Origin of the sequence: Glaesserella sp. (assembly GCF_041817755.1) — a bacterium.
GTDB lineage: Bacteria > Pseudomonadota > Gammaproteobacteria > Enterobacterales > Pasteurellaceae > Glaesserella.
In genome coordinates, this window is record NZ_JBGYBX010000010.1 from 1 (window position 1) to 12,607 (window position 12,607).

Sequence of the window (12,607 nt, forward strand, 5' to 3'; positions counted from 1 at the left end):
AACCGACCGCTTGTTGTGTTTTATATCAGTGTTTCCCTCGCAAAACTTGATTTTTGCTAAACTTTGCTAAATTTTTACATAAAACAGGCGTTTGTCTGCTGGTTTTTTTGAGGATTTAGCCTATACTCACCTTATACCTTCCGGCTTTATTTTGAAGGTCTCCCGCCCGTTTAAACGGCTCGTCAATATTAAAAATATAGGTGTAATTATGAAACGCTTGGTCTTCTTTTTTCCTATTTCATTGATTTTGGCATTAACCGCATGCGGAGGCAGCGGTGGCGGCGGGAATTCCGCCGGCACGACCGTACAACCTGATACGACCTCAAGCACTCATGCTAACCAAACTGCCAATAATTCCTCAAATTCCTCAACTACCTCCGACGCACAAAATAGCGGAACCACATCGGGAACCACCGGTACAAACGATACACCGAATACTTCTACTACAGATAAGTCGGATGATTCCGTGGGGCAGAACGGAACAAGCGGTACGGTAAACAAGACCGTCTCCGGACACTATAATGAATTTATCCAAGCTACCCCTTTGGACAATATCCAACCTGTTCAAGAAATATTCTCTATAGGCAATACGGAGCATATTGATCACTTAAATCTAGAGGGGAAAACCATTAACCTTCAGCCAATCTCGGATATGCACCATTCGGTGAAAGAATTTGCCGAGTTTCCGAATATTTTTGTTAAAGTACCGAATGACGGTACCGATCCAAGCATAATCGAGAAAATTAGCGACACGAAACAGATTGAAGAGTTACTGGTCGGGATGGATTTAAATTATGCACGCTACGGCGTGGTTTCCAATGCGCTTAGAGGAAACCGTGACTCGGGTATCGCCGCCACGGCGTTTGCTCAAGGTTATCAAACGGCGTTAGAGGCAATGCCGAATAGGGGGAGTGTAGAATATAGAGGACATGCTCTCGTACATACGCCATCCGGTATCCAAAAACCGATACCGATGGGGCTTTCTGCTGATTTTGATAGGAAAATGGTATTGGGTGAGATTGATTTATCCAATTTCCATTCTGACTACTATGCACTTGGCAGTGCAAGCGTTTATGCTGATAGTACCTTTGCCTTTTATGCTAAAATTACCGGAAACACGTTCCAAACCGAAAAAAGAGCACCTACGCCTCATGACTATGTTGACACCTTAGATGTATCGTACTTACATGAAACTGTAGCACAAGGTGCCTTCTACGGACCGAATGCGGAGGAAGTCGCCGGTACATTCTATAACGGTGTGGAAGGTGGAGCATTCGGCGGTAAAAAAGTGGAGAATGGAAAATAGCACGGAGTACACGTCTCACCGCTATGTGTTAACACACCCATCCGCAGGGTAAACAAGCGGTCGGTTTCACCCCAAAATTTGCAAATTTTGAAGGAAAACCGACCGCTTGTTGTGTTTATAACCTGTTGCTTAGTCAAGTGATATTTACTCAATTAAATTTTTTTTACAACTTATGGTCTATACGTTGCATTCTTTTTTAACGTAAAATGCACCCCGTTATTTTCTTTTTAAATCAATAAGGTTATTTATGACTCAGCTCAGTGTGGTAATTTTAGCCGCGGGTAAAGGTACCCGTATGTACTCGGATTTACCGAAAGTATTGCATCCGATTGCAGGCAAACCGATGGTGAAGCATGTAATTGATACGGCAAAACAATTGGACGCGAAACAAATTCATCTTATTTACGGTCACGGCGGTGATCTGTTGCAACAACGCCTTGCCAATGAGCCGGTAAATTGGGTATTACAAGTGGAGCAGCTTGGTACCGGACACGCCATGCAGCAAGCGGCGCCGTTTTTTGCGGATGATGAAAATATTTTAATGCTTTACGGCGATGCACCGTTAATTACCAAAGACACCTTGGAGAAATTAATTGCAGCGAAACCGGATAACGGTATCGGTTTGCTTACGGTCGTGTTGGACAACCCGACCGGCTATGGGCGTATTGTGCGTGAAAACGGCTCGGTGGTGGCGATTGTCGAGCAAAAAGACGCGAATCCGGAACAGCTTCAGATCCGAGAGATCAACACCGGTGTAATGGTGGCAAGCGGTGCAAGCTTTAAAAAATGGTTGGCACAATTGGATAACAATAATGCCCAAGGCGAATACTACATCACCGATGTGATTGCGATGGCAAACCGTGACGGATTTAAAGTCGAAGCCGTTCAAGCAAGCGATTTAATGGAAGTCGAAGGGGCGAATAATCGCCTTCAACTGGCGGCATTAGAGCGCTATTATCAAAAAACACAGGCGGAAAAATTGATGCTTGCCGGCGTGACGATTATCGATCCGACCCGTTTTGATATTCGCGGCACCGTGACGCACGGTAAAGATGTCGTGATTGATGTGAACGTGATTTTAGAAGGTGAAGTCAAACTCGGTAACAACGTTAAAATTGGCGCAGGTGCTATACTGAAAAATGTCGTACTTGGTGATAATGTTGAAATTAAACCTTACTCTGTTCTTGAAGATAGCGTCATTGGTGAGAGTGCGGATGTAGGACCGTTCGCCCGTTTACGTCCCGGTACGGAGCTTGCCGCCAAAGCGCATGTCGGCAATTTCGTCGAAATCAAAAAATCAACGATTGGTGAAGGCTCTAAAGTGGGTCATTTAACCTATATCGGTGACACTGAAATCGGTGCAAACGTGAATATCGGCGCAGGTACCATTACCTGTAACTATGACGGAGCGAATAAATTCAAAACTATTATCGGCGATAACGTCTTTGTCGGTTCCGATACGCAATTGGTTGCGCCGGTAACGGTGGCAAGCGGAGCCACGATCGGCGCCGGTTCAACCATTACCAAAGATATTGCGGTGGACGAACTGGTTATTACGCGCGTGGCGCAACGTCATATTCAAGGCTGGCAACGACCAACTAAGAAAAAAGAGTCGGAATAAACGGATTAAACATAGTAGGGTAGGTTTTAGCCTACCCTATAAGTGACTTTATTTTCACTCTCATGATAAAGATATTTGCAAAATTCCCATAAGATCCGACCGCTTGTTGCGAAAAATCGCTAGTCTTCTTTCCTAATTTCCTGTAAAATCCGCCCGTTTTTTGTGCTTAAAAGTTTAAGTCATAAAAAGCATTTATTTTTCATTTACACTAAATCACACACATATCGCAGACTAAGCGTCGGGGTGCTGTTGAAAAACGGTCGATGACTTAGGATATGTGGAGGCAAAACCCTTTCTGCCGCGGCAGAAACAACAACAAGGAAACTATTCTTATGGCACAAGTATCTATGCGCGATATGCTTAACGCAGGCGTTCACTTCGGTCACCAAACCCGTTACTGGAACCCACAAATGAAACCTTTCATTTTCGGTGCGCGTAACGGTGTTCACATCATCAACTTAGAGAAAACCTTACCGTTATTTAACGATGCATTAGCAGAGTTAACCCGCATTGCAAGCAACAACGGTAAAATTCTTTTCGTTGGTACCAAACGTGCGGCGTCTGACGCAGTAAAAGCAGCAGCAGTAGAAAGCCAACAATTCTATGTCAACCACCGTTGGTTAGGTGGTATGTTGACTAACTGGAAAACCGTTCGTCAATCAATCAAACGCTTAAAAGATTTAGAAGCACAATCACAAGACGGTACTTTCGACAAATTAACGAAGAAAGAAGCTTTAGACCGTACCCGTGATATGGCTAAACTTGAATTAAGCTTAGGCGGTATTAAAGAAATGGCGGGTCTTCCGGACGCGATTTTCGTTATTGGTGCGGACTACGAACATATCGCCATCAAAGAAGCAAACAACTTAGGTATTCCGGTATTTGCTATCGTTGATACTAACGCAAGCCCGGCGGGCGTAAACTACGTTATCCCGGGTAACGATGACGCAGCGCGTGCGATCCAACTTTACTTAGATGCAGCGGTTGCGGCAATCAAAGAAGGTCGTGGTCAAGAAACCGTTGCAGCGGAATTCGTTGCAGAAGAAGCGGCTGAGTAATCGTCTTAAGGCAAGCCCTTAAAACACATTCAACATTGTGAAGCAGGGGCAATCATACCCCTGCTTTTCTTTATCTATACTATCAAGAGGACTTTAAAATGGCTGAAATTACAGCAGCACTTGTCAAAGAGTTACGTGAGCGTACCGGTGCAGGTATGATGGAATGTAAAAAAGCGTTAGTAGAAGCAAACGGCGATATCGAATTAGCCATCGACAACATGCGTAAATCCGGTCAAGCGAAAGCAGCGAAAAAAGCAGGTCGCGTGGCGGCTGAAGGTGTAATTCTTGCCCGTATCGGCGCAGGTTTCGGCGTATTGGTTGAAATGAACTGCGAAACCGACTTCGTGGCAAAAGATGCCGGCTTCTTAGGTTTGGCAAACGAAGTTGCAGATTATGCACTTGCAAACAAAGGCACATCAATTGAAGCGTTACAAGCACAATTTGAAGAAAAACGTGCGGCGTTAGTAGCGAAAATTGGTGAAAACATGAATATCCGTCGTGTACAATACTTAGACGGTCAAGTGATCGCACAATACTTACACGGTGCGAAAATCGGCGTATTAGTGGCAGGTCAAGGCTCGGCGGATGAGTTGAAAAAAGTGGCAATGCATGTTGCTGCCTCTAAACCGGATTTCGTCAATCCGGAAGACGTTTCTGCCGAAGTGGTTGCTAAAGAGCGTGAAATCCAAATCGAAATCGCCATGAACTCAGGCAAACCGAAAGAAATCGCAGAGAAAATGGTTGAAGGTCGTATGGCGAAATTCACCGGTGAAGTTTCATTAACCGGTCAACCGTTCGTGATGGATCCGTCACAAACCGTAGGGGCATACTTAAAATCAGTGAACACTTCCGTATCTAACTTCGTTCGTTTAGAAGTGGGTGAAGGTATTGAGAAAGTGGAAGAAGATTTTGCGGCAGAAGTGGCGAAAATCACCGGCGGTAACGCTTAATATCGAATGAATATGAGAAACGGGCTTTACGCCCGTTTTTTTATGCCTACAAGCGGTGTGTTTGATATTTATTTTTGCAAATTAAGCAAAGGATAAAATTTTATGTCTATCGGGTAAATGAACTCATTTATTGACGGAGATCAGTTTATACGGACGGATTGTTTTACAAATGAGGTCAGATGGTTATGCTATATGGGTTTTTTCTTTATTTTTAAACGAACTCGGAGCAGGTTTATGAAATTAAACACATTAGCTTTTTTATCTTTATTCGGCGTATCTACGGTTTATGCTGCGCCTTTACCGGATATTACCATTTTGGCAACGGGCGGAACCATTGCAGGTAGTGGAGAAAGTGCGGTCAGTTCTGCATATCAGGCAGGGCAATTAAATATCGATACGTTAATTGGCGCCGTGCCTGAAATGAAAACATTAGCAAATATCAAAGGCGAACAAGTCGTGAAAATCGGTTCGCAAGATATGAGCGATGATGTGTGGTTAAAACTGGCTAAAACGATTAATCGGCAATGTGCCGACACGGATGGTTTTGTGATTACGCACGGTACCGACACGATGGAAGAAACGGCTTATTTTTTAAATTTAACCGTTAAATGTGATAAGCCGGTAGTTTTAGTCGGTGCAATGCGACCGGCAACGGAAAAAAGTGCCGACGGTCCGCTGAATTTATATAATTCTATTGTAGTTGCAACTGATCAAAAATCGCGCGGTCGAGGTGTATTAGTCGCGATGAACGGGCAAGTGTTAGGCGCCCGAGACGTGACAAAAACCAGCACTACCGCCGTACAAACCTTCAATTCACCTAATTTCGGTTCCCTTGGTTACATTCATAACAGTAAAGTCGATTATGAACGTTCTCCGGAGAGTAAACATACGACTAATTCGCCGTTCAAGGTGGATGAATTAAGCGAATTGCCGAAAGTCGGTATTATTTATGCTTACGCCAATATGCCGACTGAACCGCTTAAAGCCTTGTTGGACGCCGGTTATAAAGGGGTTGTCGTCGCGGGTGTCGGTAACGGTAATATGAATGCGGCGAATTTAGCTTTATTGGAAAAAGCGGCGAAAGATGGTGTGGCGGTGGTACGTTCTTCCCGATCACCGATCGGTTATACGACACGCGATGCCGAAATTGATGACAGTAAGTACGGTTTTAGTGCTTCCGGCACGCTGAATCCGCAAAAAGCTCGCGTATTATTGCAACTGGCATTAACGAAAACGCAAGACCCGAACGAAATTCAGCGATACTTTAATGATTTTTAACAGAATTGGATAAGGTGCGGAAAGTTTTCCGCACTTTAATTACTGAGGAATCACAACGGCAGGGTCAACCTCGCCTTCAAATTGTTGAATCATCTCTTTCAAACCGTAATCGCTTTTATCCGGCTGATTACTGAATAAATCGACATCCGTATTCAGCTTAGGATTTGAAATCCCCACCCATTTGGCAATGCCATCGGTAAAGTTCAGACCTGATTTAAACACCTTATAGGTTTTTCTTTCCATATCATCGCTGGAAATTTTAAATAGCGGAATATCGAAGTGCAGTTTACTTTTTCCGCTGCTGTTATGAATCACGATATTGTCTTCGGTAATTTGATGTGCCAAACCGTGATCCGAAAAATAGATCATCGAAAACAAGCGGTCACTTTCGCGCTGATTTTTGCGAAGCGCTTCATACAATTTTTCGATGACTTCATCCGTTTTTTTAATAGAAGAAACATAGCAGTTAACATTGAAGTATTTTTTAGCGATTTTTTCATCATCAAACATTTTCGGATAGTCATTGAGACGATCGCAGCTGATCGGGTGGGAACCGTACAAATGCACCACAATAAAGCGCTTACCGTTTGTCGGCTGTTTGAGGATCTGTTCAAATTTCGGTAATAATTCAAAATCACTGATATTTTGATTCAATGAATCCCCCGCCTTTAAAAAGAGTTTTTCATCGCTTTTGTTGGCAATGGATGAAATCGGCGTATCGTAAGTGCCGAGATAACCTTGATTGGAGAGCCAGTAGGTTTTGATGCCGGCGGATTTGATTAAATCAATTAACGTTAAGCCGTATTCTCCTTCCCATTTTTCGGTATCCGGTTTTGTCAGCATTAATTTGAGTGAAGCAATGGTATTTGTGCCGCCCGCAGTCATTCCGTCAATCAGCGTCCCTTTGGCGTTACTCATAAACGGTGTATTTTCAGCCGGGTAGCCGTAAGCATGGTGGTAGTCTTTTCGCGCACTTTCACCGATGATTAAAATATAATCGTCGTAGCGCGAATCAGCGGTAAGCGTGGAGGTTCCCCACAAACTTTCAATCGATAAATTGTTTAAACGATCTAATTCCTCTTTGACCTTCATGGTCGACGTATAACTTTCCTGTAAAAATTTAAACGGCGGTGTAGAAAAGAGTACAACTAAAAAGCTTGCCGCTAAAAAAGTCTTATTTTTATGGAAATGAATCTGATATTTTTTGCACAGAAAACGAAATAAAAAAAGCGATAAAAAAATCGTGACGCACGCCAAATAATTTTGTAACGGGATTTGGCTGAAAAATTCTTTGCTTTCTTGAATATCCGTGGCAAATACGGAAGCAATGTATTGATAAGACGGTGGACCAAAGGTTAAGCCGACGGGGGTATAAAGGGCATATAAACACGTCAATGGTACCACTAAAATGTAAAATGCTTTTCGAGAAGCACTGAGAAAAACGATAAATAGAGCAAGTAACAGTATGTTAAGCGGCTCGGGAGACGGGAAGAAGCCTGAGCCCATCAACATTAAATAGCTTGCTAAACAAACCAAACCGAAAGCCGTAATGGCGGCAAATATGTGTGATATTTTCATAAATTAAGGTAAATATAATGTGAATAACGGCGATTTTACCGAAATTGAAGCTAAAATTCCATGAAGCTGTCGCTTTCCGATAAGGAAAAGATATTTTATAATAACCCGATTTTCCCTAGAAACCGTTACGAAAGAGGTCAAAATGAGCAATCCGATTTATAAACGTATTTTGTTAAAGTTAAGTGGTGAAGCATTGCAAGGTGACGAGGGCTTTGGTATTGACCCGTCTATTTTAGATAGAATGGCTTTAGAAATCAAAGAATTACTGGCAATGGGTGTGGAAGTCGGTGTTGTGCTTGGCGGTGGTAATTTATTCCGCGGCGCAAAATTGGCGAAAGCCGGCATGAATCGCGTGGTAGGTGACCACATGGGCATGTTGGCAACGGTAATGAACGGCTTGGCAATGCGTGATGCTTTACACCGTGCTGATGTGAATGCCAAATTAATGTCCGCTTTCCAATTAAACGGTATTTGTGATACGTACAACTGGTCTGAAGCAATTAAAATGTTAAGAGAAAAACGGGTGGTGATTTTTTCTGCCGGTACCGGTAGCCCGTTTTTTACGACGGATTCCGCAGCCTGCTTGCGCGGGATTGAAATTGAAGCGGATGTTGTACTAAAAGCGACAAAAGTAGACGGCGTTTATGACAAAGATCCGGCGAAATATGCCGATGCAAAACTTTATCAAACCTTAACTTATGCGGAAGTGATTGAAAAAGAGCTACAAGTCATGGATTTAGCCGCATTTACGCTTGCCCGAGATCACGGGATGCCGATTCGTGTGTTCAATATGGGTAAACCGGGTGCGCTAAAACAGGTGGTGACCGGTGCAGAGGAAGGCACAACGATTTCTTAAAAAGAACATAGTGTGAATTGTTTTATAAAGGTTCGGAACACTCATTTTCCGAACCTTTTCTTTTATCGGCGCTCATTAGATTATTGTAAATTTTATAAATCTAGGTCTTTTTATGTATTGAATGAAAAGGTTTAGTGAAGTAGAATGCTAAACATACTTGCTTTATACATACACTTACTACCTCTATCAACATGCTAAAAGGATTTTTAAATTATCTAAACCATCGAATTTTTTACATCTGGTTACTTTTCTTTTCATTTCTATCTACAATGATCTCCCCTGAGAAAGGGCTGTTTTACGGTATTTTTAGTATCTTTATATTTTATTATTTACTGCTCATTGTTAATGAAAAACTCTTTGTTTACGTTGTGACATTTATTGTCGTGACTTTGTCATTATATTATCCGATCTATTTGCTCTACGGTTCTTTAAATTCAGGTATTGTGGCGGCATTTCTAGAAACGAATTTGTATGAATCTTTTTCGTTTACAGAAAAATTTGATGTAACGGATTTCTTATTCCCTGCTTTTTTTATTTATTCATTTATATTACTAATGCGATTAAAAAAATACAGAGTGGTGAATACAGGAACGTCGGATAGAAAGCAAAAAGTATTACACGGCGTACTTGTCTTGGTGCTTCTGTTAAGCATTTTTTGGGTGCCGGTTAAATATTATTTTAGTTCTCAAAACCAAATAGATAAAAAGCCGTGGACATTATCCGACAGCCCGGTGAATGTATTATCTTTTTATTTTAATATTTATGACAGCATAAAAGGTTATTATGTTGAAAAACAAGAGTTGGAATTAGCGGCTAAGGCGCTGTCTCCTTGGCATGTCGTTTCGTTTGAACCGAAATATAAAAATTATATTTTAGTCATAGGAGAAAGCGCCCGAAGAGATTATTTTTCCGCTTATGGATTTAAATTAAATACCTCCCCATTTTTGGCTAAGACGACAGGATATGTGAATCGTGGATATATATCGGCCGCACCGGCAACCTATCATTCTTTATTACATTCGTTATATTTTGTGAAAGACGGTCAGAAAAAAATTGATTATGCCTATAATATTATTAATTTGGCTAAATCGGCGAATATTAAAACGACGTGGATATCGAATCAAGGCAGTATCGGTAAATATGACACGATTTCAAGCCGGATCGGAGTGAGTTCGGATAACCCTATATTTACTAAAAAAGGCGGATTTAATATGACTAATGTTGATGATTCAAAATTAATTGAAATATTGTCTCATCAACTGAAAGAAACATCGGATAAAGATAGGGTAAATTTGTTTGTGTTACATTTAATGGGGTCACACAATAATTTTTGCGATAGACTTATCGAAACGGATGAAAAATTGGATTTTATTAATAAAGACATGGGATGTTATGTAAGTTCGATCTTAAAAACGGATAGACTTATTGAATCTATTATCACTATGTTTAAAGAAAAAAATGAAAGTTATTCTTTAATCTATTTTTCGGATCATGGTTTAGCACATGTTGAAAAAGAAAATAAAGATAAACTCACTTTAGATTATGATATCGATTATAAGCAAAGTTATGAGATACCTTTCTTTAAAATTTCCAGTGATGACACGGAAAGAAATGAGGTCAACGTAAAACGAAGCGCATTTAATTTCATGTACGGATTTTCTCAATGGCTAGGTATAAAAACAGAAGAATTAAACGGAGAATATGATTTCTTTTCTGACCGAGAAGATAAAAATATTAAAGTCTTTAATTTTGATGAAATGGTGAATTTTGATGAATTGAAAGATGATCCTATTCCGGCGAATAATTAAATATGGTTTTAGAAAAGGAGATAAAAATGAAAAACATCGGGATGTTTACAATTAAGTTCGTTTTTTTCATGTCCGGATTTTCGGCATTGATCTATCAAATTGCTTGGCAAAGAATGTTATTTACCGCATTCGGCGTTGACTTGGAATCCATCACAATTATTATTGCCGTTTTTATGGCAGGTTTAGGGATTGGCGCATATTGGGGCGGCAGAATAGCGGATAAATTTCCGACCAATATGATTGGCTTATTTGCGATGGCGGAAGTCGGTATTGGTACTTTTGGTCTGATGAGTCCGTTTTTAATCGAAACGACACAGGCGATATTTCTCTATTCCGATACATTAACTATTGCGATTGCAAATTTTATGTTGTTACTTTTTCCGACTTTTTTGATGGGAAGTACTTTGCCATTATTAACGCAATATTTAAATCAATATATTGACAATATCGGAAATAACATTGGCTGGTTATATTTTACCAATACGCTAGGTGCCGCGTCAGCTTGTTTTACGGTAGGATTCTTTTTATTTAATTATTTTACCTTAACGGAAGTGATTGGTATTGCAGGGATCGTAAATTATATTGTGGCGCTAATTGTGTTTGTGAAATACGGAAGAAAAGGAATTAAAAATGTCTAGAAAAGCAATGCTGCTATCCTTTTTGGGGGGCTTTTTAAGTTTAAGTATAGAGGTCATTTGGATTCGCTTATTTACGTTTTACACGGCATCCATTCCTCAAGCATTTTCATTTACGCTGTCACTCTTTTTAGTAGGCATTGCGTTAGGCGCATTTATTGGAAAACGGGTTTGCCAAGAGGGGAAAGCCTCCGTTCATTATATCGGCTATATTTTCATTATTGCCGCATTTTTTGATTGTTTGGCGATTTTATTTTTGATTTGGTTAACCGGCAGTGCTTCGCCCGGCAGCACCGTATTTCTTTTGGCTGTCGGTGTATTTTCTTGTGCGTTAGTACGTGGAATCGTGTTCCCTATCGTGCATCATCTCGGTTCGGAAGGTAAGAAAACCGGGGCGGCAATATCAAATGTATATTTTGCCAATGTATTGGGATGTACGTTAGCGCCTATCTTTATCGGCTTTTACTTATTGGATTTATTCACTACGCAGCAAACGTATTTCGTGGTTATTTTAATCACGTTGATTGTTGCCTGTTTTTGTGTGAAGCAGAGCGTATTGAAAGTCGCAACGTCGAGCTTGGCGATCGCCGCACTGGGATGCATATTTCTTCCGGAAAAACTCATCCATTCCTTATCACAAAAAGAAGATGTCGCTTTAGAAGAAGTTATTGAAAATAAGCATGGTTTTATTCAGGTTTATAAAAATAGTCAAGATGACCGTTTAGTTTTCGGTAGTAATGTGTATGACGGAACGCTGAATGTCGATCTGATCAATAATTCGAATATGATAGACAGGGCGTATTTATTACCGATGCTTGCTCCGCAAGCCAAACATATTTTGGTCATCGGCTTAAGTACGGGATCTTGGGTTGATGTGTTAACAACGATGCCCGAGCTGGAATCCATTACCGTTATTGAGTTGAATCCGGCTTATGTACAACTGGCGAATCGTTATTCGGAAATGGATAATATATTAAAAGATAAACGAGTCCGTATTATTACGGATGACGGTCGTCGTTGGTTAAGCCGAAATACCGATAAAACATTCGACTTTATTTTAATGAATACCACATTTCATTGGCGAAGTTATGCAACGAATTTGTTAAGTCAGGAATTCCTTGAATTAACGAAATCCCGCTTAAATCCGAACGGATTTATTTATTTCAATACGACGGGATCAATGGATGCATTTTATACATCAAAATCGGTATATCCTTACGTATATAAGTATAAGAATATGTCTTTAGCCGCATTGACGCCGATTGAAAAAATCAGCCGGGAAAAAGTCGCCTCTGCATTGCAAACCATGCAATGGCGACATAACGGAGAATATGTATTTAATACAGAGGATAAATTACGTCAAGGTGTTGATAAAATGTTGGAATATCCAATAGTAGGTTATCACGATATTGATTTTTCACCTTTGAAACGTGCGCCTGAAATCATCACGGATAAAAATATGATTACGGAGTATAAATACGGTATTTTTTCCTTTGAGTAAGATAAAGGATTGAGCG

Annotated in this window: 10 protein-coding genes; 9 read left to right on the forward strand and 1 reads right to left on the reverse strand. The window is 40.7% G+C overall.

Translation table 11 applies throughout. The features are described from left to right. Positions 1–208 precede the first annotated feature (208 nt). From ACEYKX_RS00620 to ansB, 5 genes are all read left to right on the forward strand, one after another. Positions 209–1,306 (forward strand): transferrin-binding protein-like solute binding protein, encoded by a 1,098-nt coding sequence (locus ACEYKX_RS00620; protein ID WP_373767438.1) that lies wholly within the window; start codon positions 209–211, stop codon positions 1,304–1,306. A gap of 247 nt (positions 1,307–1,553) precedes the next feature. Then, on the forward strand, positions 1,554–2,927 hold the full coding sequence (glmU, locus tag ACEYKX_RS00625; protein ID WP_373767439.1) for a bifunctional UDP-N-acetylglucosamine diphosphorylase/glucosamine-1-phosphate N-acetyltransferase GlmU: 1,374 nt from the start codon (positions 1,554–1,556) through the stop codon (positions 2,925–2,927). A gap of 332 nt (positions 2,928–3,259) precedes the next feature. Next, on the forward strand, positions 3,260–3,985 hold the full coding sequence (gene rpsB / locus ACEYKX_RS00630) for a 30S ribosomal protein S2 (RefSeq protein ID WP_373767440.1): 726 nt from the start codon (positions 3,260–3,262) through the stop codon (positions 3,983–3,985). Between the two features lie 98 nt (positions 3,986–4,083). After that, positions 4,084–4,935, forward strand: a complete 852-nt coding sequence (gene tsf / locus ACEYKX_RS00635) for a translation elongation factor Ts (RefSeq protein WP_373767441.1) — start codon at positions 4,084–4,086, stop codon at positions 4,933–4,935. Between the two features lie 234 nt (positions 4,936–5,169). Then, the gene (gene ansB, locus ACEYKX_RS00640) at positions 5,170–6,213 is read left to right on the forward strand and encodes an L-asparaginase 2 (RefSeq protein ID WP_373767442.1); all 1,044 of its coding nucleotides are present in this window, start codon (positions 5,170–5,172) and stop codon (positions 6,211–6,213) included. Positions 6,214–6,252: 39 nt separating this feature from the next. On the opposite strand, the gene ACEYKX_RS00645 is transcribed toward ansB, so the two are convergent. Continuing rightward, positions 6,253–7,791 carry a phosphoethanolamine transferase gene (locus ACEYKX_RS00645; protein WP_373767443.1) on the reverse strand — a complete coding sequence of 513 codons (1,539 nt, stop codon included), beginning with the start codon at positions 7,789–7,791 and terminating at the stop codon, positions 6,253–6,255. A gap of 142 nt (positions 7,792–7,933) precedes the next feature. Between ACEYKX_RS00645 and pyrH the strand changes: the two genes are divergently transcribed. The 4 genes from pyrH (at position 7,934) to ACEYKX_RS00665 (ending at position 12,591) form a co-directional block, all read left to right on the forward strand. After that, positions 7,934–8,647, forward strand: coding sequence for a UMP kinase (gene pyrH, locus ACEYKX_RS00650; RefSeq protein ID WP_373767444.1), 714 nt, complete (start codon positions 7,934–7,936; stop codon positions 8,645–8,647). Between the two features lie 269 nt (positions 8,648–8,916). Continuing rightward, positions 8,917–10,455 carry a phosphoethanolamine transferase gene (locus ACEYKX_RS00655; protein ID WP_373767445.1) on the forward strand — a complete coding sequence of 513 codons (1,539 nt, stop codon included), beginning with the start codon at positions 8,917–8,919 and terminating at the stop codon, positions 10,453–10,455. A 26-nt stretch (positions 10,456–10,481) separates the two neighbouring features. Next, positions 10,482–11,093, forward strand: coding sequence for a fused MFS/spermidine synthase (locus tag ACEYKX_RS00660; RefSeq protein ID WP_373767446.1), 612 nt, complete (start codon positions 10,482–10,484; stop codon positions 11,091–11,093). Continuing rightward, positions 11,086–12,591 carry a fused MFS/spermidine synthase gene (locus ACEYKX_RS00665; protein ID WP_373767447.1) on the forward strand — a complete coding sequence of 502 codons (1,506 nt, stop codon included), beginning with the start codon at positions 11,086–11,088 and terminating at the stop codon, positions 12,589–12,591. The genes ACEYKX_RS00660 and ACEYKX_RS00665 overlap by 8 nt, the downstream gene beginning before the upstream one ends. The last annotated feature ends 16 nt before the right edge of the window (positions 12,592–12,607 follow it).

Coding starts and splice junctions, on each gene's coding strand:
- ACEYKX_RS00660 (WP_373767446.1), top strand. CDS start 10,482: ATGAAAAACATCGGGATGTTTACAATTAAGTTCGTTTTTTTCATGTCC.
- ansB (WP_373767442.1), top strand. CDS start 5,170: ATGAAATTAAACACATTAGCTTTTTTATCTTTATTCGGCGTATCTACG.
- rpsB (WP_373767440.1), top strand. CDS start 3,260: ATGGCACAAGTATCTATGCGCGATATGCTTAACGCAGGCGTTCACTTC.
- tsf (WP_373767441.1), top strand. CDS start 4,084: ATGGCTGAAATTACAGCAGCACTTGTCAAAGAGTTACGTGAGCGTACC.
- glmU (WP_373767439.1), top strand. CDS start 1,554: ATGACTCAGCTCAGTGTGGTAATTTTAGCCGCGGGTAAAGGTACCCGT.
- ACEYKX_RS00645 (WP_373767443.1), bottom strand. CDS start 7,791: ATGAAAATATCACACATATTTGCCGCCATTACGGCTTTCGGTTTGGTT.
- ACEYKX_RS00620 (WP_373767438.1), top strand. CDS start 209: ATGAAACGCTTGGTCTTCTTTTTTCCTATTTCATTGATTTTGGCATTA.
- ACEYKX_RS00665 (WP_373767447.1), top strand. CDS start 11,086: ATGTCTAGAAAAGCAATGCTGCTATCCTTTTTGGGGGGCTTTTTAAGT.
- pyrH (WP_373767444.1), top strand. CDS start 7,934: ATGAGCAATCCGATTTATAAACGTATTTTGTTAAAGTTAAGTGGTGAA.
- ACEYKX_RS00655 (WP_373767445.1), top strand. CDS start 8,917: ATGATCTCCCCTGAGAAAGGGCTGTTTTACGGTATTTTTAGTATCTTT.